Source organism: Bradyrhizobium sp. 604_D8_N2_3 (assembly GCF_051810765.1).
GTDB lineage: Bacteria > Pseudomonadota > Alphaproteobacteria > Rhizobiales > Xanthobacteraceae > Bradyrhizobium > Bradyrhizobium barranii.
Genome location: NZ_JBPWPM010000001.1, coordinates 7,134,940 through 7,155,599, shown reverse-complemented (window position 1 = coordinate 7,155,599; position 20,660 = coordinate 7,134,940). Strand labels below are relative to the sequence as shown.

Genomic DNA, 20,660 nt, shown 5'->3' with positions numbered 1-20,660 from the left:
TTCAATAAGAAACTCCCTGGGGGATTTCGTGAATAGACCTGCTCGGGTCAGCGCCCAATCGACATCATCCGACCCCGCTCACGGCATGACGCTGCTGCGCGATCCCTTGCTCAACAAGGGCACCGCCTTCACGGAAGCGGAGCGCGATGCGCTCGGCCTGCGCGGCCTGCTGCCGCCCTGCGTGCTGACGATGGAGACCCAGGTCGAGCGCGTGCTGACCAATCTGCGCACGCTGCCGACGGATCTGGAGAAATACGTCGCGCTGAATGCGCTGCATGACCGCAACGAGGCGCTGTTCTTCCGCGTCGTCGTCGACAATATCGACGAGATTCAGCCGATCATCTACACCCCGACGGTCGGGCTCGCCTGCCAGAAATACGGTCTGATCTTCCAGCGGCCGCGCGGCATGTTCATCTCATCGCGCGATCGCGGCCAGATCGCGGAGATCCTGAAGAACTGGCCCTATCCGGCCAAGCTGATCGTCGTGACCGATGGCGAACGCATCCTTGGGCTGGGCGATCTCGGCGCCAACGGCATGGGCATCCCGGTCGGAAAGCTCTCGCTCTATTCCGCCTGCGCCGGCGTGCATCCCGAGCATTGCCTGCCGATCGTGCTCGACGTCGGAACCAACAACGAAGAGCTCTTGAATGATCCCTATTATCTGGGCCTGCGCGAGCGGCGGCTGACCGGCGAGGCCTATGACAGCTTCGTCGACGAGTTCATGCAGGCTGCGCGAAAGACGTTTCCGGGCGTGCTGATCCAGTTTGAGGATTTCGCCAATCACTCGGCGTTCAAGCTGCTGCACAAATATCGGGACGAGGCCTGCGTCTTCAACGACGACATCCAGGGCACCGCGGCCGTGGCGCTCGCCGGCCTGTTCTCCGCGCTGCGCGTCAATGGCGGCAAGCTCAGGGATCAGCGTATCCTGTTCCTCGGTGCGGGCGAGGCGGCAACCGGCATCGCCGATCTCGTCGTCTCCGCCATGATGGCGGAGGGGATTTCCGAGGCGGAAGCTCTCCGGCGCAACTGGCTGGTGGATTCCCGCGGCCTCGTCGTCGGCGGCCGTGATGGCCTCTCTGGCCACAAGCTGCGCTATGCCCATGCCGGCCAAGCGCCGATCGCCGATTTCCTCACCGCGATCAAGACGCTGAAGCCGACGGCGATCATCGGTGTCGCCGCGGTCGGGGGCGCCTTCACGCCCGAGGTGCTCAAGGCGATGGCCGCGCTCAACGAGCAGCCCATCGTGTTCGCGCTCTCCAACCCGACCTCGAAGGCCGAATGCTCGGCCGAGGATGCCTACCGCTATACCGAGGGCCGCGCACTGTTCGCCTGCGGCAGTCCCTATGATCCGGTGACGCTCAACGGCCGCACCTTCGTGCCGCGCCAGGGCAACAACTCCTATATCTTCCCCGGCGTCGGCCTCGGCGTCATCGCCAGCCGTTCGCGCCTGGTGACGGACGAGATGTTCATGGCGGCCGCCCATACGCTCGCCGATTGCGTCGGCAAGGAGGACCTCGCGCAGGGCAGCCTCTATCCGGCGCTGCCCCGCATCCGTGAGGTCTCGGCCCGCATCGCCGTTGCGGTGGCAGACGTCGCCTACCAGCGCGGTCTCGCCGACGGCCCCGCTCCCAACGACGTGAAGGGCCTGGTCCAGTCCCAGATGTACGAGCCGCAGTATTGAGGCTCACAACTTCAGCCGAACGTGTGGGGGCAGCCCCTCACCCCAACCCTCTCCCCGTAAGAACGGGGCGAGGGAGCGCGAGAGTGGTGCGTCCCTGACGTCGGATGGTCAGCCAGATCGTTCGCGGTGACGCTTCTTAACCTCTCCCCGCTTTTTCAGCGGGGAGAGGTCGGATCGCGTGAGCGATCCGGGTGAGGGGCAAGGCACGCTGCTGGCCAAAATCGAAAGTTTATCCGTCTCGTCAGGCCGGCCCACGACGCCATTTCAGGTGGAATCGCCGTTGCGCGGCGCGGCCGCATATGCGACGATCTGTAGCGTTACAAGAAAACTCAATCCGCAAGGTCAGATGCCATGGACGATCGTTTGCCCGAACTGGGCGACCTCGAGCACGAGGTTATGCAATTGGTTTGGGCCCATGGTCCCGTTACGGCCGAAGTCGTGCGCGAGCGGCTGTCGCGGCGTCTAAAGGAATCCACGGTCCGCACGGTGCTGCGCCGGCTGGAAGAAAAGGGCTATGCTCGGCACACCGTGGACGGACGCACCTATGTCTACCACGCTGCGGAAGAGCGCGCGCGGGTCGCGGCCAAGGCGGTGCAGCGTATCGTCGACTGGTTCTGCAACGGCTCGATGGAGGAAGTCCTCGTCGGCATGGTGGACAATGCGATGCTCGACCAGCAGCAGCTGCGTACACTGGCCGACCAGGTGGCCAAGGCGAAGAAGGCGAGGGGAGTGAAGAAAGAATGATCGCAACTCTGGCTGAGGCGGCGCTACGCTCCTTCGTGCTGGGAGGCGTCGTCTGGTTCGGTCTCAACCTGTTTCGCGTGCGCAATCCGCACGTCCACATGACGGCGTGGGTCGTCGTGCTGCTGGCATCGCTGGCGATGCCCTTCGTGATGCATTGGCCGACGCTGACGATCACCCGGATGCCTCTGCCGGTATCCGTGCCGGATGATTTCCTGCCGGCCGACATCTCGATGCTGGAGGCCCCGCAACCGGCGCTGCCAATTCCGCCGGGCGCGGCTGTCGTGGCGCCGGCAAAAGCTGCTGTATCGATCAATTGGTGGCTGGTCGCCACCATCGTCTATGCCGGCGTCGCCGGCGCGTTGCTGCTGCGGCTGGCCATCGGTCTCTGCCTGACCTGGCGTCTGGCACGCGCGGCAAGGCCGATGAGCGGCCCGCAGCTGATCGACGCCGACGTGCGCGTCAGCCGCGAGGTCGGCGGTCCCGTCACGTTCGGCTCGACCATTCTGGTGCCGCCGCAGTTCTCCGGCTGGGATGCGAAGAAGCGCCTCGCGGTGCTTGCGCATGAGGGCGCGCACGTCGCCAATCGCGATTTCTATGTCCTGCTGCTCGCCTCGCTCAACCGTGCAGTGTTCTGGTTCAGTCCGTTCTCGTGGTGGCAGCTCGCGCGCCTTGCCGAGCTCGCCGAGATCATCAGCGACGCCGAGGCGATCGAAGTCATCGACGACCGGTGGTCTTATGCCGAAATCCTGCTCGATGTCGCGACCAGCGTAAATCCGCGGCCGGTGGAGCTCGCGATGGCGCGGGTATCGACCGTACGCGCCCGCGTCGAGCGCATCATCGCGGCCGCCGCCATGCCCGTCGCGGTCGGCTGGCGCAAGCGGCTGTGGATCGCGGCCGCGATCATTCCGGCTGTGATCGTGTCCGCCGGCATGATCGCCTATCGCACCCCGGACCCCGCGCCCGTCGCTGCGGATACCGGCGAGGTGCCGGCCCAGCATTACCGCCCCTTCGTCAATTTCTACGCCATGGGTCCTGCCTCGGTGTTCGCCATCTTCCGCGAGGGCGACGACCTCTACGGCCAGCTCACCGGACAGCGCAGGCTGCGCCTGACGGTTGGCAGTGACGGCACCGCGGCCTACGCGGCCTCGTCCGGCGAGATCACGTTCCCGCTCGATGCGGAGCGCCGCTCCTCCGAGCTGACGCTGCGCATGAACGGCCGCGATATCCGCGCGGTTCGCGTCGCCGAGACGCCGACGGCGGCCGTCGCCCCCGCGTCGCTCGATCAATATGTCGGCTGGTACAGGATCGCGCCGAACCGCGTGCTCACGCTGCGGCGTGACGGCGATCGTCTCTGGTTGCGTGAGACGGGACAGGGCGCAACGCAGGTCCTCGCCGAGGGCGCTGACGCCTTCTCCTTCCGCGGCGACCATCTCTTGATCTTCCTGCGCGACGAGCAGTCGAAGGTCGCACGCGTGCTGGTCCAGAGCGCGATGTTCGGCGCGCGCCTCGCGCCTCGCGTCGATGCAGCGGTGGCCCAGGCGGTCGAGGCGGACTTCACGCGCCGCCTTGCCGAAGTTCCTGACAGGTTCAGGGAGCAGGTCCCGGTCGCGGGCGGCAAGGAGATGATCTTGCGCGGGATCGAAGACCTGCGCGCCGGCACGCCGAACTACGATCGCATGAGCGCGCCGCTTGCGGCCAAGGTCCACCGGCAGCTCAATGAAATGCGCGAGGCGTTCCAGGCGCTAGGCGTGGTGGAATCGCTCTTCTTCCGCGGCGTCGGCCCTGGCGGCTATGACATCTATGGCGCGAAGTTCGAGAACGGCACGGCAGAATTCCGCTTGATGATCGAGCCCGACGGCAAGGCCGGCGACGTCATCTTCCGGCCCGACGGCAATGACGAGCTCGGCGGTATCGTGCCTTGCTCGGAGGAAGCGCGCGTGCGCGGCCACGCCGGCACTTCGCCGATCAGGATCATGGTCTATAACGAGATGGGCGACGACATCCAGGTCTTCAATCTCGACGCCGATGGCAATCGCAGGATGCAGAGCACCGTCAGGCCCAACGTGTCCTGGGCGTCCACGACCACCGTGAACAACCCCTGGGTGATTGCCGACAAGTCCGGGCGGTGCCTCGAGGTCCTCGTGCCGGGGCGGCAGACCCGCTTCCACAATGTCGAAGCGTCGAACATCGGCGCGCGGCCGGGGCGCGCAGCGCGCCGCGCCGTTCCGGTCGCCAATGGCGAGGAGATGCTGCGCCGCTATATCGAAGGCGTCGGCAAGGGCCAGCCGGACTACGAGCGCATGACGTCGGAGGTGGCCGACATCACGCGTCAGCAGCTTCCGTTCGACCAGGCGATCCTGGCGCGGCTCGGCGCATTGCGCGCGGTTTCGTTCCGTGGCGTCACCGCGCTCGACAGCGACATCTATGTCGCCCAGTTCGCCAACGGCTCGGCGGAATGGCGCATCGGCGTCAGGAACGGCACGATCACGAAGATCGCGCTCGGACCCAATTTCTAGCGGTTCACATCTGCCGCAGGAGTGCCTGCTCAGATTTGTTGTGCTTCTGCTTCTGCGGAGACTGCGGAGTGAGACTCGTCGCATCGATGTGGGCGATTCCCGTTGTGCTTTGCCTGTCGGGGACGGCGTTCGCCGATGACCTCGCGACGCCGGGCGATGCGAAAAGCCTGGGGTTCTCGGCCGCGCGTCTGGCGCGGATCGCGCCGTGGTATCAGGCGCGCTTCGATTCTTTCTCGCCGTCGGACGGCCTTCTCCCCGGTGCCGTCGTCGCCATCGCGAAGGGCGGCAAGCTCGCCTATTTGCAAGCCATCGGATTTCAGGACCGCGCCAAGACCGTCCCGATGAAGACGAATTCCATCTTCTGGATCGCCTCGATGTCCAAGCCGGTGGCCAGTGTCGCCGCCATGATTCTGGTGGATGAGGGCAAGCTCGACCTCGACGCGCCCGTCTCGCAATATCTGCCGGAGCTTGCGAACATGCGGGTCGCTTTCCAGAAGGCGGACCCGGCGACAGGCGAAATGGAGTACGGGCTCGGTCTGCCAAAACCAGCAAAACGTGCGATGACGGTTCGCGATCTGTTGCGCCATACGTCTGGCCTGATCTATCCGGAGCTCGATTTTGCCTACCCGGAACGGGGCCTTGCCGACGCAAGCGCCGACTTCGGGATCCGGACGATCCATGGGCTCTACGGCTTGAGGGCCGTGCGGAGACGCGACACGACGTTGGCGGAATTCGTGTCGAGCCTGGCCCGCCTGCCGCTCGCGCACGAGCCCGGCGAGGTCCATGAATATGGCTGGAGCGCCGAAGTGCTGAGCCGGGTCGTTGAAGTGGCGTCCGGTCAGCCCTTCGATCAGTTCCTGGAGAGCCGCATCTTTGGTCCGCTGCATATGGTCGACACCGGCTTCTTTGTGCCGAAGGAGAAGCTCGATCGGCTGGTCGATTCTCCCATGCCGGAACGGCCGCCGATCTGGGATGTCACGACGCCGCCAAAGTTGTTTTCCGGCGACGGCGGACTCGTATCGACCGCGCCCGACTATCTCCGCTTTTGCCAGATGCTGCTCAATGGCGGCGAGCTCGATGGCGTGCGCGTGCTCAGCCAGCATGCGGTGAAGCAGATGACGACGAACGCACTGCCATCGGGTGTCACCATCTTCGGAGGTGACGAGGTTGGCGCCCGCGCGGGAACAACCTTCGGGCTTGGCTTCGCCATCCGCACCGATCCGGTCCAAAGCTGGATACCGGGAGCGGTCGGAAGCTTTTCCTGGGCTGGACATTGGAGCACGTATTTCTGGATCGATCCGGCCGAGCAATTGATCGGCGTACAGATGGTCCAGGCGACGCCCGGCAGCAAAGGGCGCCAGGCGGTGCTGTATTCGGGGATCAATCACCTCGTCTATGGCGCATTGACGATTCCCGAGTCGTCCGCCGTCCCGCCGGTTGCGCCGGTGACCCTGAGCCCGGAAGCGCTCGCCGATTATGCCGGGAGCTATGACTTCGGCGCCACGGTGAGCTCGCGTGACAGGCAGGGCCTGGCCGATGGCAAGACCGGATGGCTTGGAATCGGGAATTTCGTCGCCATGGAGCAGGAGGGGCTCAGGATCAACAAGCCGAACCCTGGCAGCAGCCCCGCAGCCAAGGCCGGTGTGACGGCGGGCGACCTCATCACTGAAATTGACGGCGCGTCGCTCAGAGGCCTCGCGCTCGCCGATGTCCTGGCCAAGCTGCGAGGGCCAGCCAACACGACGGTCAAGATGAAGCTCGTCCACAAAGGGCAAGACGGCGTGAACGACCTCAGTGTCGTGAGAGCCGACCGCCGTGTCAATTCGGTCCGGCTTCAGGTTCGCGTCGCGGAAGGCAAGCTCGTCGCGGAAGCGACGGGGGTCTGGCCGGTCCTCGAATTCGAGAAGGGCAAGGCGACCCCGTTCGTGGCGACATCAAGCAACGAATTCACCGCAGCCGACGAAGATCGTACCCGGATCGCCTTCGTCAGGGACGCCGCGGGCAAAGTCTCTGGGCTCATCTTGAATCCTGGGCCTTGGGAGCAGCACGCGGCGAAGATCGCGCTCGGGCCGAATTTCTAGGCCTCTCACGCGCGTCCGCCGGGCAGCGGATGCGCGCTTGTTCTACCGAGATAGTGCAGCGGCGTTTTCAATCCCGGCTTGCGCAAGCCGATCTCTAGTGTTACGGTCTGTAGCATTACGGTTCGTAGTCCGCACGCGGCAACATCGCGCTGCCGTCGGGTGGCTCGGAGAATTGGGCGTTCGCCATGAGCAATTCTGCAAAGGCTGAAGCGGTGCTGGCGCTTCATCGGTTCGGGATGGGGCCGCGACCGGGATCACTTGCGGCTGTCGGGACCGACCCGCGCGGCGCGTTGATCGCAGAGCTCGATCGGCCGCTCGGATTGAGCGCCGCCGCCAGCCTTCCCACCAGTGCGAAGGCCTATCGCACAGTGGCCGATGCCAATGCACGGCGAGCCGCGCGCGCCAAGCAGGCGCAGCAACAGGCCAAGAAGCAGCAGGTGGCTGCGGTGCCAACTGCTCCGGGTGACCAGGCTCAGGCTCAGGCTCAGGCGCAGACCGAGGGGCAAGCGCCAGCACAGGGCCAGGAGAAGGATGCTGCCGAGATGGCGGCCAAGCAGGCGGCCGATGCCGTTCCCGATCCCGGCCGTCCGATCTACTTGCAGGAAGCCAAGCTGCGCACCGAAGCCGCGCTCGCCACCGACATCGGCTTTGCCGAGCGGCTGGTGTGGTTCTGGTCCAATCATTTCTGCATCTCGGCCTACAAGATCCAGAGCATGTCGGGTGCTTACGAGCGCGAGGCCGTTCGTGCCAATGCGCTCGGCCACTTCGTCGATCTTCTGTTGGCGGTCGAAGGTCACCCGGCGATGCTGTTCTATCTCGATAATCTCGGCTCGATGGGCGCGAACTCGATCGCCGGCATCAACCGCAGCCGCGGCCTCAACGAAAACATTGCGCGTGAGATCATGGAATTGCACACGCTGGGTGTGCGGACCGGCTACACCCAGGACGACGTGATCAGCTTCGCCAATGTGTTGACGGGATGGACGCTTGTTCCTCCTGGAGACAATCCGGAGCACGGCGGCGAATTCACCTTCAACCCGCGGCTCCACGAGCCCGGCGGGCAGACGGTGCTCGGCAAGCGTTACGAGCAGGAGGATGCCGAGCAGGGCCGCGCCGTGCTGCGCGACCTTGCTGCACATCCGGCGACCGCGACCCATGTCGCAACCAAGCTCGCACGGCATTTCGTGGCCGACGAGCCGCCTCCGCCACTCGTCGAACAAATGGCGAAGACGTTCCGCGACACCGAGGGCGATCTCAAGCAGGTCGCGATCACGATGGTCTCGTCGGACGACGCGTGGCGCGGGTCGCCGTCAAAACTGAAGCGTCCGAGCGAATGGGGCGTTGGCATGGTGCGCGCGACGGGGATTACGGTCGTCGACCCCACGCGTTTCACGGCGGGCCAGGAGCTGCTCGGCGAAGGGCTGTGGCGGCCGTCGGCGCCCAAGGGCTATCCGGATGACGAGGCAAGCTGGATCGACGGCATTGGCCGGCGGCTCGACATCGCCAACAATTTTGCCGAGCGCGTGGCGGCCACTGCTGATCCGCAGGGGATCATCGAGGACGTCTTCGCATCGCAGATCGCGTCCGAGGTGAAGCAGGCGGTCGGCCGCGCCGAGAGCCGGCAGCAGGCGCTGGCATTGTTGTTCATGTCGGCGGATTTTCAGAGGAGGTGAGCATGGGCTTCGTCAATCATTTGCCCACGCGGCGCGAGCTTCTGGTCGGCTCCGGTGCGCTGTTCGCGTGGAGCCAGATGCCGCGGATCGCACGCGCCGAAGGGCGCGATCCGCGCCTTCTCGTCGTCGTCTTGCGTGGCGCGCTCGATGGTCTCGGTGCGGTCGCGCCGGTCGGCGATCCCGATTGGGTCGGCTTGCGCGGCGATCGCGCGCTAGTGCTGGACGGCAAGCCGCCGGCGCTGCCGCTCGATTCCTTCTTCGCGCTCAACCCGGCGATGCCGAACCTGCACCGGCTCTACAAGACCGGCAAGGCCGCAATCGTCCATGCCGCCGCGACGCCCTACCGCGAGCGCTCGCATTTCGACGGCCAGGACGTGCTGGAGAGCGGGTTCACCAAGCCCGGTGCCACCGCATCGGGATGGCTCAACCGCGCGCTGCTCGCGATGGAATCGGGTGGGCGCGTCGATCCGCGCGGCAGCCGTGCGCTCGGCATCGGCTCGGTGACGCCGCTGGTGGTGCGCGGCTCGGCGCCCGTCATGACATGGGTGCCGCAAAAACTGTTACCGGCGAGCGAGGACACGCAGAACCGCCTGCTCGATCTCTACCAGCACACCGATCCAAAGCTTGCGACCGTGCTCCAGGCACGCATGAAGCTCGCCTCGCTCGGCGGCGCGCCCGGCACGGGCGATCCGATGTCGGACGATCCGACATTGATGCCGCCCGGCATCGCGCGCGTGCGCGCCTACTTCGCCGAAGCCGCCGGAACCGCCGCGCGCTATCTCGCCAAGCCCGACGGCCCGCGCGTCGGCGCGATGGGCTTCGTCGGCTGGGATACGCACATCGCGGAAGGCGCAGCGTCAGGCCAGCTCTACAATCTGCTCGGCGCGCTCGACGGTGCGTTTGCCGCGATCGAGAGCAACATGGGCGAGGTGTGGGGCGAGACGGTCGTCGCCGTCGTCACCGAGTTCGGGCGCACCGCGCGCATCAATGGCACGCAGGGCACGGATCACGGCACGGGCACGGTCGCCTTCCTCATTGGCGGCGCGCTCGCCGGCGGCCGCGTGATCGCGGACTGGCCGGGCCTCAAGCCGGCGCAACTGTTCGAGGATCGCGACCTCAAGCCGACCACCGATCTCCGCGCCGTGCTGAAGGGCCTGCTCAGGGATCATCTGCGTGTCGAGGAGAAGGTGCTGGCGGATGCGGTCTTCCCCGGCAGTGCTGACGTCAAGCCGATGGGCGGCCTCGTCGGCTGACGGCGCGGCCTGCGCAACCGGATCGGGTCCATGATGTGCACACTGACGCAACGGGAACTCGACTTTCTCGCCAGTCTGAAAACCGGCTGGCGGCGGCTCTATCGGCGCGAGCTGATGCGGCTCCTGAAGGGTGACACCGAGGCGAGCGACGCGCAGCTGGAGACGCGCCCGATCGTCTGGCGTGTTGTATCGGGTTAGTTTTTCGCGAGTCTGGCTCGACTTAGGACACGCCACTGTGGTGGAATCGCCACAGCCGGCGCGAAACGGTCGTGGCCCTAAGCCTGCTTTCCTTCAGCCAAGGTTCTGCCCTCATTGCCCGCCGAAACTCCGGGTAGTTCGGAGGGCGCATCATGTCTCGCATTGCAAGTGCCGAAACTGCCCGAATTTCCCTCGCAAGCTCATGCCGGTTGCTGCTCGCCATCGTCGGTGCCGCATCGCTCGCCGCCTGCGCACAATCGCCGGTCGGCCGCCAGAAGGCCGATCTTGGCACCAATCGGCAGGCTGCGGTCCAGCGGCCCCATAGGGTAGCGGCCTTGCATCCGCGTCCGATCAGCCGGGTACGCGTCCCCGACCGTGACGCAAAGCAAACCGCTTCGCACGGCGTTGCCAGCTTCTATTCGGACACGGAGACCGCGAGCGGCGAGAGGTTCGACAAGAACGAATTGACCGCGGCGCATCCCAGCCTGCCGTTCGGCACCAAGCTGCGCGTCACCGATGTCTCCTCAGGCCGCTTCGTGACCGTCAGGGTCAACGATCGCGGGCCCTATGTTCGCGGGCGCGTGGTCGACATCTCGCCGTCCGCGGCCGAGGCGCTCGGCATGGTCGACAAGGGCATCACCAATGTCCGGCTCGACGTGGTGCGATAGAGCGCGATTGATTGACTTGAGCCGCCCCGCTTAACCGAGTGTTAGTCGCCCTGGCGCACCATGAGTGCCCAAACAAGTCGGGGCTCCAATTTGGAGTCCTCGGGGGAGGCGGCGTTTGAACACGATCCAGTATCTCGAAGATCAGGCCGCGCGCGCCGAGCGGCTCGCCAAACGGATCACGGATACGCTGACGATCGAAAAGCTCCTGACCTTCGCCGGCGAACGCCGCCGCGAAATCGAGGTCATCGCCGGCAAGTATCGGCGCGCCTGATAAACCATGCACTGGACGCATTCGCCCTCGCTGCGAGGCGCGGAACTTCTGTTCGTCTCTGGCGTCATGTCAATGATGAATGTGGAGGAGTAAAGTCATGGGTTTTGGACGAGGTGCTTTGCTTTGGCTGCTTGGCGTGCCGCTGCCGATCGTTCTGCTGCTGGCATTGTTCTGGCACCACTAGAGCACGATCCGGAAAAGTATGGAGCGGTTCTCCGATAAGATCACGCTCACACAATAATGCTGCCACACGAAAAGCGCCGCGGAAGCGGCGCTTTTTTTGTTGTTGCCTGCGATTTGAAGCGTATCAATGAGAACGACGCGCGGTCAGGTCAGCTATGGCTCTCGACGAAGTCGCTGAGATAGTCGGGAAGCCGGACGCCATCGATGTCGCAGCGCGCCTTGATCTCGCCGGCGATTTCGGTCGAGATGTCCTTCATCCAATGCTCGAGCGTGTTGAACGAGATCACCTTGATCGGATCGTTGAAGCAGCCGGCGACAAGCTCGCCAATCGTGGCTTCAAGATCGCTTCGTTCGATGCGGATTTCAGTCGCCTTGTCGCGGCGATCAATCACCACGAACAGGGTCTGGTCTGCGCCATAGGGCACGACCGCGGATGGTACGCCGGCTTCAAGCATCTTGGGGCTCTCGTCTCGACTTCCGATCCCGGTTAACGGGAAAATCCGGTAGAAGGTTCCTGCCTCATGAAAAGCTTGTCGCGCGCGTGCAGCTTCCGCGTCTGCACGCAATCAGAGAAATTCTCTCAACCGCGATAGCTCGATGACGTGCTCGGGCGAGAGGATATCGGTGACCAGCGGCGGCTGCGCAATCGTGTGAATCTCATAGAGATGCCTGGTCGTGGCCGGCTTCTCCATGAAGGCCGATATGCACTGGTCGAGCGTACCTTCGCTTATCGGATAAGAATCCCTGTCCGGTCGGCGCTGGTTCGCAAGCGACGGCCATTTATGCAGGGCTGCAGGCGCTCCGAAATCGACCTTTGAATCCGCAACCACGTCTCCCATCGTCTCGCCTCACGCAACAAAAATAGCCCCAACACGCGGATCTGCGTGCCAGGGCCCACACCTATCGCTGCATCTTAATGCCAAGCGCTTAACGCAGCAGCCGGGAAAAGGTTCCCGGCCGCCTTGTCGCAAATCAACTCGCGGCCGCCGCGATTCTGTGGCCCGGGCTGGCATGATCGTGGCTATCCTCATCGCCGCGGCTGACTTCCGGCGGAAGCCCGGCGAAGCGCCGCAGGGCTTCGGCCATCTGCACCCGGCCTGCTACACCGGTGATCACCACGTCGACCATCGCAAAGGACGAGTGGAAATGGCCGCGCGCCCTGAGCTGCTCGACCGGGACGCCGGCGGCCGCCATTGCCTCGGCATAGGCGATGCCCTCGTCGCGCAACGGGTCGAATTCACAGGTGACGACCAAGGCCGGCGGCAGGCCGGCGACGTTGCCGCGCAGCGGCGAGACGCGCGGATCAGTGCGGTCGGCCGGTGAGCAGTAGAGGTCCCAGAACCAGTACATTAGCGGGCGCGTCAGGAAATAGCCGGTTGCATTGTCGTTGTAGGAGGGCCGGTCGAAGGTGCAATCGGTGACCGGGCAGACCAGGAGCTGGCCGGCGATGTCAGGCCCGCCGCGATCGCGCGCAAGCTGGCAGGTGACGGCGGCGATGTTGCCGCCGGCGCTCCAGCCCGCGACCAGCACCGGGCCCGGCCTGCCGCCAAGCTCGGTCGCGTGCTCGGCGATCCAGCGCGTTGCCGCATAGCCGTCCTCGGCCGCGGTCGGGAAACGATGCTCGGGCGCATGGCGATAGCCGACGCTGACGAACATCATGCCGGTCCGCCGCACCAGATCGCGGCACAGCGGCTCGTCCGATTGCTCGTCGCCGAGCACCCAGCCGCCGCCGTGGAAATAGACCACGACCGGATGCGGCCCCGGCGTTGCCGGCTTGTAGATCCGGTAAGGCAGCGGGCCGTCCGCGCCGGGCAGCGTGCCGTCGACGATATCGCCGATCAGCCGTCCCGCGGGCCGGCCCTGGTTGAACTCGTTGACGAAGGCGCGTGCGCCGAGCGCGCCCATCGACTCGATCGGCGGCAGGTTCAGCGATGCCAGCAGGTTCAGCACCAGCCGCACATCCGGCTGCAGGCATACCACCTCGCCGTCGTTGCATTGCGCGGCGCCGTTGGGGCCGGTCAGCTTGAAGCCGAGCATGCCGCGGGCCGTGACCTCGTCGCAAATGCTGCGATAGGGGCCGACGCCGCCGGTGTAAGGCATCAGGCCCTGCACCTTGCCGGGAACGTTGGCGCCCGTGTACCAGGTGTTGGCGAGCCGGTGCAGGGTCACCATCGAACAGTCCGTCATATGCCGGCCCCAGCCGGCCTGCGCCGTCTCGGTCGGCTCGATCGTGGTGAAGCCGGCGTCGCGCAGAGCAGCGATGCGGTCGACGACCCAGTCGACATGCTGCTCGATCGACACCGCCATGTTCGACAGCACCGACGGGCTGCCGGGCCCGGTGATCATGAAGAAGTTGGGGAACCCTTCGACCGTGACCCCGAGATAGGTCTGCGGCCCCTGCGCCCAGACATCGGTCAGCGACTTGCCGCCGCGTCCGGTGATCGGATGCACGGCGCGGATCGCGCCGGTCATGGCGTCGAAGCCGGTCGCGAACACGATGACGTCGATGTCGACGTTACGTTTGCCGGTGGTGATGCCGCTGGCGGTGATCGCCTTGATCGGCTCCTGGCGCAGATTGACCAGCGTGACGTTCGGCCGGTTGTAGGTCGCGTAGTAATTGGTATCGAGGCAGGGGCGCTTTGCGCCGAAGGGATGGTCGTGCGGCATCAGCGCCGCCGCCGTCTCCGGATCCTTCACGGCAGCGCCGATCTTCTCGCGGATCAGCTCGCCGATCAGCGCATTGCCGTTGAAGTCGACGCCCTGGTCGGCCCAGAGCTGCGTCAGGATGTGGACGAGGTCGCCGGCTGCCCAGGCACGTTCGAACCGCTCACGACGCTCGGCATCGCTCAATTGCCAGCTCACGACGGTTTGCTGCGGATAGGGCACGCCGGTCATCGACTGTCGCGCTTGCTCGCGATAGGCCGCGCGGTCGCTCTGGAAAATATCCATGCGATCGGACGGCGAGGGGCCGTTATGCGCCGGCAGCGCGAAGTTTGGCGTGCGCTGGAACACGGTCAGATGCGCGGCCTGCTCGGCGATCAGCGGGATCGACTGGATGGCTGACGAGCCCGTGCCGATCACGGCGACGCGCTTGCCGGCAAGATCGACGCCGTCATGCGGCCAGCGCCCGGTGAAATAGACTTTGCCCTCGAAATCCTTGACGCCGTCGATCTCCGGCGGCTTCGGCGCGGAGAGGCAGCCTGTGGCCATGATGTAGTGGCGGCAGGAGACCGGCGTGCCGCTGCTGGTGGTGAGCTGCCAGCGCTCAGTCGCTTCGTCCCATTTGGCTTCGGTGACCTTGGTCTTGAAGCGGATGTCGCGGCGCAGATCGTAGCGATCGGCGACGAAGCCGAGATAGCGCAGGATCTCGGGCTGGGTCGCGTACTTCTCAGACCAGGTCCACGCGTTATCGAGCTCCGGATCGAAAGTGTAGCTGTAGTCGATGGTCTGGATATCGCAGCGGGCGCCGGGATAGCGGTTCCAGTACCAGGTGCCGCCGACATCGCCGGCTTCCTCGAGGGCGACCGCCGTGAGGCCGGACTTGCGCAGGCGATGGAGAAGATAAAGGCCGGCAAATCCGGCACCGACCACGGCAACGTCGACTTGTTGGGCTGTTCCACTCGCCGCTTTGGACTCACGTGCGGCGACCATTGCGTCTGGCATGGTATTCCTCCCGTGTCTTTTGTTTTGCCGGCAGGCTATCGCCGCAGGCTTGGCTTGTCATCAGGACAGGTACAATCTTCGGTAGTCGTTTGCGGCACCATCGTGACCGCGCGAAGGTTGCGGCGATACACGCACCGCGATGCACAACCGCCGGGATTGTCCGGGCTAATCAGACCACATCCTTCTGTGTATGCTTGCGGTTACAAGCCACGCGTACCCAGGGCGTCATGACAGAGCTGAGTGAGCGGACGAAAGCGAACATGGACGTCGTCCTGGAGCAGACGTGCCGCCAATTGCCGCACGGCGGCGATCACGACAGCCGCAGGTTCATCGCCGAGCGCCTGATCGAGGCGGCGCAATCGGGCCATTCCACGCTTGGTGAGCTCGGCATCGTCGCACGCCGCGCGCTGGCGGAGATCGTCGCCAAGGGCAGCTAGCTGGCGCCGCCGAGCTTGCTTCATCGCGGGCCGCAGACGTAACCTGTCGGGGAACCTTTTGGCGCATCGAGATCCTCCAGGATGCGACTCCAGTTTGCGCTCGTTGTGGCGTCTTCACTCCTCTGCTGGGACGGTGCTGCCGTCGCTCAGGCGGTCGGGCAGTTTCCGTTTGCGCTGACGCGTGAAGGACAGATGCTCGGCGCCGTCGAGGGCGAGGTGGCGTCGTTCAAGGGGCTGGCCTACGCGGCGGCTCCGGTCGGCGCACTGCGCTGGCGCCCACCGCAGGCAACGGCCGAGAACCCCGAGATGCGCACCGCCTATGAGTACGGCGCGCCGTGTCTTCAGCCCTCGCTGCCTGATACGAGCGAGGACTGCCTCACGCTCAACGTATTCCGTCCCTTCGGGGTCGATGGTCCGCTGCCGGTGATGGTCTTCATCCATGACGGCGGCTTCATCAGCGGCACCGCGAACGATCCGCTGTTCGACGGTGCAAAGCTCGCGCAAGCGGGCCTCATCGTGGTCACCGTGAATTATCGGCTCGGCGCGCTCGGCTGGCTCACTCATCCCGCGCTGTCGGAAGGTGGCTCCGGCAATTACGGCCTGATGGACCAGATCGCGGCGCTGCATTGGGTGCACGACAACATCGCGGCCTTCGGCGGCGATCCGAACAACGTCACCTTGTTCGGCGGCGGCGCAGGCGCGACGTCGATCGCGCTGCTGATGCTGTGTGCGCCATCGCGCGATCTGTTCCAGAAAGCCATTCTGCAATCGCTGCCCGGCCGCGCGCGCCTGCGCCCGGTGCAGGAGGCGGAGGCCATGGGCCGGCAATTCGTGGCGGCGCTTGGGCAGCAGGCGGATTTGCGCGTCGCCGCGCCGGCGCGGCTGCTTGCGGCCGAACAAAAACTGCTCGCCAAATCCGAGCGCAGCTTCGCGCCCGCGATGGATGGAATCCTGCTGCGCGAAGACGTGGCCGCGGGATTTGCGGCAGGACATGAAAGCCGCATTCCACTCATGATCGGCTCGAATGACGACGAGACGCGTTTCGACGGCGAGCGGGAGATCAAGGAGACGCTGGCGTCCTCGGGCGAGAGCAGCGATGAGCTGCGCCAGCTCTACCCTGACATCGCCAGGCCATCGGAGCGCGCAGCCAGATTCTACACCGACAAGGTTTTCTCCGAGCCGGTCAGGCTGCTTGCCCGCCTCCATGCGGCAACCGGTGCGCCAACGTTTCGCTATCGCTTCGCTTACGTGACCGAGGCCCGGCGCACAAATCCCGACGAAGGGCACGGGCGCGAGTTGCAATTCGTCTTCGGCGCGGAAGGCGTGCCCGGCGCGGGGCCGCTCACATGGGGGGATCGCGAGGTCGCGACCCGCATGCGCGGTTACTGGATCAACTTTGCGAAAACTGGCAATCCCAACGGCCCGGATCTGCCGCATTGGGACGCGGCCGCAGACCGCGATCGCCTGCTGCTGATCACGAACGATCGCATCGCGAGCGGAGACGACCCCTGGTCGGATCGCCTGGACCGGCTTGCAAGTGAGAGCAGAAAATGAGTTGGGCTTAGGCCGCGAGCTCGACGCGCGGCGCGGGGCTCAGCCGGTGTTCTTCCAGATGGTCCATCGCGCCGTCCTTCTCGACGGCGTAGAACTGCTGACCGTCCTTGGACCTGTAGGCGGCGCGAACGACGCCGCGGCGGCCCTTGTCACTGTTGACGACGTCCCCCAGCGCAAACTTCTTCATCTCACGTCCCGCTTGTCTTCAGGCCGACTCCTTCGGCCACGGCCGGATTGTGGGCGGCAAATCGTTAACGACTTGCTAACCATACCGGTTTGCCTATGCTCGCCGCCGTTCGCGCGGGCAGCTCGCACGCGCATGTTGTCAACGAGACGAGCCGGCATCCATGACGCGATTTCCAACCCTCTTCCTGTCGCATGGCGGCGGCCCCTGGCCCTTCATGGAGGACCGGCGGGTGCAATATGCCAAGACGGCCGCGGAGTTCGGCCGGTTGCCGCAGCTTCTCCCCGAGAAGCCCAAGGCCGTGCTCGTCATCACCGGCCATTGGGAGGCCGAAGCCTTCACCGTGTCGACCTCGGCGCATCCGCCGATGGTGTACGACTATTACGGTTTCCCCGAGCATACCTATCACCTCAAATATCCAGCGCCGGGCAAGCCCGAGCTCGCCGCGGAGGTGAGGGCGCTGCTCGAGCACGCGGGCCTCGATTGCCGAGAGGATCCCAATCAAGGTTTCGATCACGGCACCTTCGTGCCGCTCGGCCTGATGTATCCGAACGCGGACATGCCGATCGTGCTGCTGTCGCTGAAGTCGAGCTACGATGCGGCCGAGCACATCAAGGTCGGACAGGCGATCGCATCGCTCCGCGACGAAGGCATCCTGATCGTCGGCAGCGGGCTCACCTATCACAACATGCGCGGCTTCAACCGGCCTGAGTCCAAGCCGGTCTCGTATGATTTCGAGGCCTATCTGAACGAGGCGATCAGCAACCCGGATGCGGCGCGCCGCAACGCGATGCTGGTCGACTGGGAGAACGCGCCGAGCGCGCGTCTCGCGCATCCCCGCGAGGACCATCTGCTGCCGCTGATGGTGGCGGCAGGTGCCGCCGGCAGCGACGTTGGCAAGCGCGTCTTCGTCGACGAGGTCGCGAACGTCGCGATGGCGTCGTATGTGTTTGGATGAATCTTAGGGTGGATTAGCGCAGCGTAATCCACCATCGAGCCACAATGAAGGTGGTGGATTACGCTGGCGGACTGCGCTTCGCGCAGCCGCGGGCTAATCCACCCTACGGGGTTCCGACTAAAAATGTCGAAAACAACCCCATGCACAGTAGAACGGCCCAGCAAATAGAATGGCTTAGCAGAGTACTTTTGCCGGGCAGGATACGCGAGCGGTATTTCGACGGGTTTGACACGTCGGGCAAAACAGCGGCAAAATTCGATCATGGCACCGCTCTCGCTGAAGCACAGCGATTCACGGCATTTGCGAGGAGTCCGCTTTGGGTTCGTTGCGCCTTTGAAGGTGCGATTCTCCGCCGCGATCAGGCGGCAGCTGTGGTGTCAGAGGCACAGTTCTCCAACAACTGGCTTCCAATCGGGAGGCCTGTCGATTTTGTCTAGACGGACAGTGCTAGTGCCGGCTTACTCTTGATTGTCCGAGTCTGGAAATACTTCGGTTTCAGGATTATCGACGCCTCTGATGACGCTGCATGTCACGGTCAACGACGCTCAGACTGGCGCCCCCCGCTGTGACGTGAAGGCGGTCATCGCCGTAGTTGGACTTGCGATCGAGGCCAGAATAGCCGGCGCGCCAGCGATGATCGCTGAAGGTGACCGGACCGCCTTTTACTTGCGCGACGCCATCAGACATGGCGCGCGCGGCATTATAAGTTTCGGAGTGTGCGGCGGGCTAGATCCGAAGCTCCGACCAGGTAACATTGTCATCGCCTCGTCGGTATTTGCCGCGAAAGATGAAGCTTATCCAGCTGACCTCCCCTGGGCCGAGGAGCTCCTTCGGATGATCCCGGGTGCCAGCTACTCTGCGATAGCTGGTGTCGCTTCCCCGATGACAAGTCTTGAAGAGAGACGGGATTTCCATGGCATCACCGGGGCGGTTGCCGCCGATATGGAGTCGCAGATCGTCGCTCGAATTGCTTCCGAACTCAGAATTCCCTTTGCCGTCTGTCGTGTTGTTCTAAACCCCGCTCATCGAAAACTTCCGAGGGCAGCGCTCATAGATATCGGGCCAGCAGGTAAGCCTGAACTGCGCAAGATTGGACGTTCGCTTGTTCAAGACCCGGGGCAACTCCCTGGCCTTGGCCGGCTCGCCGTTGACTCCGTCATGGCGGTGATGGCTTTGCGCAGCGCCAAGCGACGGCTCGGAGCTCACTTTGGTTTCCCGCACCTGTGTTCACGAGACCGAGTCCCCATTCCGACGCGTGCACTTGAAACGATAGCCACACGCGCCTGATTCTGCAGCGGCGCGCTCCCGATCTCAGACTCCAGGCTTGTCCAGGTCCGAGATGGTGTTCGAATCTGCACGCCGGCGCAGGAAGACGTTACTCACCGAAAGAGCCGGCGCGGCCAAAATATCCGCCAGCGCGTTCCAGGAAAACGTTGGCCGAGGCGCGCCCGCGTGGCACGAAGTCGGCTCGGCCGCTCGTCCGAAGCAGCCTCGTCGTCTCATAAATCGCCAGGCGAGCGGGTTCCAGTCGCGCCAAACCTGCTCGGCCCTTTGGGATAGCAAGCCCGAGACGATTTCCGGCGCAGGTCCGAAGACCTCAGGCAGTTTGCTCGACAAACTGTTGTCCGACAGAACGTCCCACCTCGAAAATCCGCCCATGATCGGAGATGAGATGGCGAACACCACGCGACCAATCCGCGCCTCCCGTGCCGGGAAAGAACACATTGGGCAAGGTTCGACGATTGAATACAAGGTGCAATCCGGCAAACGCTTTTGTCTTAGAATCTTCTGCGCCTCTGAAAGAGCCACGAGTTCCGCGTGTCGGGTCACGTCGCATTCCGATGAAACGTGGTTGGTCGCTTCTGCGATGACCTGTCCTCGAAACGCGATTACGGCGCCGAATGGCAGCTCTCCTTGCTTCACCCCTTGCCGAGCGAGTTCGAGGCATCTTTCCATCATTCGCAGATCTTGGACGTCAGCTTCTGATCTACTCATAGGCGCCCCCTTGGGAACGCGAGATCGGTGTTGAGAATGCGTCTGTCGCTGCCCCTTCATATTACCGCGGCGTCGTAGCGACGAAGAATGTTTCCGGCGCCGCTAACGTGAGGCGGCTCCTGCGGCCTGGCATATTGGCAATTAAGCAGCGGGCTACAAACAGTCTGACTTGATCTGGATCAAGGACCGTTACCTTTCAGGTACCGCACGGACCACACGATGATCGATTGTCTATGTCCGCTCCGGGGCCCCTCGAAAACAGACATCCCGGATTTTATGGGTACACGCGCCAATCCGCTCTACGCAGCTTCAACCTCACCCATACCTCAGCTTCATGAACAGGATACCGCCGGCGAGCACCATGGTGATGGCGTTGGCCGCGACCAGCGGGGCGTCGCCAGAGAGCAGGCCGTAGATGAGCCAGAGCGCCAGGCCCAGCACCATGACCAGGAACATGCCGAGCGAAATGTCGCGCGCCGAGCGGGTCTTCCAGACCTTGATGAACTGCGGCGCGTAGGCGACGGTGGTGCAGGTTGCGGCGGCAAAGCCGATCAGCTTGATCGCGAAAGGGTCCATGCCGGCTCTATAGCATGGATTCGGT

Annotated in this window: 20 protein-coding genes; 14 read left to right on the top strand and 6 right to left on the bottom strand. The window is 64.4% G+C overall.

Translation table 11 applies throughout. The features are described from left to right. The first annotated feature begins 28 nt into the window (after window positions 1-28). The 9 genes from AB7245_RS34335 (at window position 29) to AB7245_RS34295 (ending at window position 11,085) form a co-directional block, all read left to right on the top strand. Window positions 29-1,681 carry an NAD-dependent malic enzyme gene (locus tag AB7245_RS34335; protein WP_354102694.1) on the top strand — a complete coding sequence of 551 codons (1,653 nt, stop codon included), beginning with the start codon at window positions 29-31 and terminating at the stop codon, window positions 1,679-1,681. Window positions 1,682-2,032: 351 nt separating this feature from the next. Next, entirely contained in the window at window positions 2,033-2,425 is a 393-nt protein-coding gene (locus AB7245_RS34330) for a BlaI/MecI/CopY family transcriptional regulator (protein WP_014493096.1), read from the top strand. Then, window positions 2,422-4,941 carry a M56 family metallopeptidase gene (locus tag AB7245_RS34325; protein WP_354102695.1) on the top strand — a complete coding sequence of 840 codons (2,520 nt, stop codon included), beginning with the start codon at window positions 2,422-2,424 and terminating at the stop codon, window positions 4,939-4,941. Before AB7245_RS34330 ends, AB7245_RS34325 begins: the two co-directional genes overlap by 4 nt. 68 nt (window positions 4,942-5,009) lie before the next feature. Then, window positions 5,010-7,022 carry a serine hydrolase gene (locus tag AB7245_RS34320; protein WP_354102696.1) on the top strand — a complete coding sequence of 671 codons (2,013 nt, stop codon included), beginning with the start codon at window positions 5,010-5,012 and terminating at the stop codon, window positions 7,020-7,022. A 185-nt stretch (window positions 7,023-7,207) separates the two neighbouring features. Further along, the gene (locus AB7245_RS34315) at window positions 7,208-8,695 is read left to right on the top strand and encodes a DUF1800 domain-containing protein (protein ID WP_354102697.1); all 1,488 of its coding nucleotides are present in this window, start codon (window positions 7,208-7,210) and stop codon (window positions 8,693-8,695) included. 2 nt (window positions 8,696-8,697) lie between these two features. Then, a complete protein-coding gene (locus AB7245_RS34310) occupies window positions 8,698-9,948 on the top strand; it encodes a DUF1501 domain-containing protein (RefSeq protein WP_259256473.1) in 1,251 nt (416 codons plus the stop codon). A gap of 30 nt (window positions 9,949-9,978) precedes the next feature. Continuing rightward, window positions 9,979-10,146, top strand: a complete 168-nt coding sequence (locus tag AB7245_RS34305) for a hypothetical protein (protein WP_166101541.1) — start codon at window positions 9,979-9,981, stop codon at window positions 10,144-10,146. A gap of 152 nt (window positions 10,147-10,298) precedes the next feature. Then, a complete protein-coding gene (locus tag AB7245_RS34300; RefSeq protein ID WP_283017471.1) occupies window positions 10,299-10,814 on the top strand; it encodes a septal ring lytic transglycosylase RlpA family protein in 516 nt (171 codons plus the stop codon). 115 nt (window positions 10,815-10,929) lie between these two features. Then, a complete protein-coding gene (locus AB7245_RS34295) occupies window positions 10,930-11,085 on the top strand; it encodes a hypothetical protein (RefSeq protein ID WP_014493103.1) in 156 nt (51 codons plus the stop codon). Window positions 11,086-11,417: 332 nt separating this feature from the next. On the opposite strand, the gene AB7245_RS34290 is transcribed toward AB7245_RS34295, so the two are convergent. The 3 genes from AB7245_RS34290 to AB7245_RS34280 form a co-directional block, all read right to left on the bottom strand. Further along, complete coding sequence (locus AB7245_RS34290) at window positions 11,418-11,723, bottom strand: hypothetical protein (protein WP_014493104.1); 306 nt, start codon at window positions 11,721-11,723, stop codon at window positions 11,418-11,420. A gap of 111 nt (window positions 11,724-11,834) precedes the next feature. After that, window positions 11,835-12,107 (bottom strand): hypothetical protein, encoded by a 273-nt coding sequence (locus AB7245_RS34285; RefSeq protein WP_028156484.1) that lies wholly within the window; start codon window positions 12,105-12,107, stop codon window positions 11,835-11,837. Window positions 12,108-12,240: 133 nt separating this feature from the next. Continuing rightward, a complete protein-coding gene (locus AB7245_RS34280) occupies window positions 12,241-14,931 on the bottom strand; it encodes a flavin-containing monooxygenase (RefSeq protein WP_354102698.1) in 2,691 nt (896 codons plus the stop codon). A gap of 260 nt (window positions 14,932-15,191) precedes the next feature. Here AB7245_RS34280 and AB7245_RS34275 point away from each other — a divergent pair, with 260 nt between their 5' ends. Together AB7245_RS34275 and AB7245_RS34270 are read left to right on the top strand one after the other, a co-directional pair. Beyond that, on the top strand, window positions 15,192-15,368 hold the full coding sequence (locus AB7245_RS34275) for a hypothetical protein (protein WP_354102699.1): 177 nt from the start codon (window positions 15,192-15,194) through the stop codon (window positions 15,366-15,368). An 81-nt stretch (window positions 15,369-15,449) separates the two neighbouring features. Continuing rightward, window positions 15,450-16,922, top strand: coding sequence for a carboxylesterase/lipase family protein (locus AB7245_RS34270; RefSeq protein WP_354102700.1), 1,473 nt, complete (start codon window positions 15,450-15,452; stop codon window positions 16,920-16,922). 7 nt (window positions 16,923-16,929) lie between these two features. Here AB7245_RS34270 and AB7245_RS34265 read toward each other — a convergent pair whose 3' ends face one another. Next, a complete protein-coding gene (locus tag AB7245_RS34265) occupies window positions 16,930-17,109 on the bottom strand; it encodes a hypothetical protein (RefSeq protein ID WP_014493109.1) in 180 nt (59 codons plus the stop codon). 160 nt (window positions 17,110-17,269) lie between these two features. Here AB7245_RS34265 and AB7245_RS34260 point away from each other — a divergent pair, with 160 nt between their 5' ends. The 3 genes from AB7245_RS34260 (at window position 17,270) to AB7245_RS34250 (ending at window position 19,351) form a co-directional block, all read left to right on the top strand. After that, window positions 17,270-18,064, top strand: a complete 795-nt coding sequence (locus tag AB7245_RS34260; protein ID WP_354102701.1) for a DODA-type extradiol aromatic ring-opening family dioxygenase — start codon at window positions 17,270-17,272, stop codon at window positions 18,062-18,064. A gap of 44 nt (window positions 18,065-18,108) precedes the next feature. Then, complete coding sequence (locus AB7245_RS34255) at window positions 18,109-18,501, top strand: hypothetical protein (protein ID WP_354131787.1); 393 nt, start codon at window positions 18,109-18,111, stop codon at window positions 18,499-18,501. Between the two features lie 79 nt (window positions 18,502-18,580). Beyond that, window positions 18,581-19,351: a phosphorylase family protein gene (locus AB7245_RS34250; RefSeq protein ID WP_354102702.1), complete on the top strand. Its 771-nt coding sequence runs from the start codon at window positions 18,581-18,583 to the stop codon at window positions 19,349-19,351. A gap of 24 nt (window positions 19,352-19,375) precedes the next feature. On the opposite strand, the gene AB7245_RS34245 is transcribed toward AB7245_RS34250, so the two are convergent. Both AB7245_RS34245 and AB7245_RS34240 read right to left on the bottom strand, forming a co-directional pair. Beyond that, entirely contained in the window at window positions 19,376-20,059 is a 684-nt protein-coding gene (locus tag AB7245_RS34245) for a nucleoside deaminase (protein WP_167767964.1), read from the bottom strand. 315 nt (window positions 20,060-20,374) lie between these two features. Then, window positions 20,375-20,635: a SemiSWEET transporter gene (locus AB7245_RS34240; RefSeq protein WP_028150382.1), complete on the bottom strand. Its 261-nt coding sequence runs from the start codon at window positions 20,633-20,635 to the stop codon at window positions 20,375-20,377. Window positions 20,636-20,660 lie beyond the last annotated feature (25 nt).

Excerpts from the sequence above, each read along its gene's own strand:
- AB7245_RS34330 (WP_014493096.1), top strand. The coding sequence starts at position 2,033 with ATGGACGATCGTTTGCCCGAACTGGGCGACCTCGAGCACGAGGTTATG.
- AB7245_RS34325 (WP_354102695.1), top strand. The coding sequence starts at position 2,422 with ATGATCGCAACTCTGGCTGAGGCGGCGCTACGCTCCTTCGTGCTGGGA.
- AB7245_RS34315 (WP_354102697.1), top strand. The coding sequence starts at position 7,208 with ATGAGCAATTCTGCAAAGGCTGAAGCGGTGCTGGCGCTTCATCGGTTC.
- AB7245_RS34310 (WP_259256473.1), top strand. The coding sequence starts at position 8,698 with ATGGGCTTCGTCAATCATTTGCCCACGCGGCGCGAGCTTCTGGTCGGC.
- AB7245_RS34305 (WP_166101541.1), top strand. The coding sequence starts at position 9,979 with ATGATGTGCACACTGACGCAACGGGAACTCGACTTTCTCGCCAGTCTG.
- AB7245_RS34300 (WP_283017471.1), top strand. The coding sequence starts at position 10,299 with ATGTCTCGCATTGCAAGTGCCGAAACTGCCCGAATTTCCCTCGCAAGC.
- AB7245_RS34290 (WP_014493104.1), bottom strand. The coding sequence starts at position 11,723 with ATGCTTGAAGCCGGCGTACCATCCGCGGTCGTGCCCTATGGCGCAGAC.
- AB7245_RS34285 (WP_028156484.1), bottom strand. The coding sequence starts at position 12,107 with ATGGGAGACGTGGTTGCGGATTCAAAGGTCGATTTCGGAGCGCCTGCA.
- AB7245_RS34280 (WP_354102698.1), bottom strand. The coding sequence starts at position 14,931 with ATGCCAGACGCAATGGTCGCCGCACGTGAGTCCAAAGCGGCGAGTGGA.
- AB7245_RS34275 (WP_354102699.1), top strand. The coding sequence starts at position 15,192 with ATGGACGTCGTCCTGGAGCAGACGTGCCGCCAATTGCCGCACGGCGGC.
- AB7245_RS34270 (WP_354102700.1), top strand. The coding sequence starts at position 15,450 with ATGCGACTCCAGTTTGCGCTCGTTGTGGCGTCTTCACTCCTCTGCTGG.
- AB7245_RS34265 (WP_014493109.1), bottom strand. The coding sequence starts at position 17,109 with ATGAAGAAGTTTGCGCTGGGGGACGTCGTCAACAGTGACAAGGGCCGC.
- AB7245_RS34260 (WP_354102701.1), top strand. The coding sequence starts at position 17,270 with ATGACGCGATTTCCAACCCTCTTCCTGTCGCATGGCGGCGGCCCCTGG.
- AB7245_RS34255 (WP_354131787.1), top strand. The coding sequence starts at position 18,109 with ATGAAGGTGGTGGATTACGCTGGCGGACTGCGCTTCGCGCAGCCGCGG.
- AB7245_RS34250 (WP_354102702.1), top strand. The coding sequence starts at position 18,581 with ATGACGCTGCATGTCACGGTCAACGACGCTCAGACTGGCGCCCCCCGC.
- AB7245_RS34245 (WP_167767964.1), bottom strand. The coding sequence starts at position 20,059 with ATGAGTAGATCAGAAGCTGACGTCCAAGATCTGCGAATGATGGAAAGA.
- AB7245_RS34240 (WP_028150382.1), bottom strand. The coding sequence starts at position 20,635 with ATGGACCCTTTCGCGATCAAGCTGATCGGCTTTGCCGCCGCAACCTGC.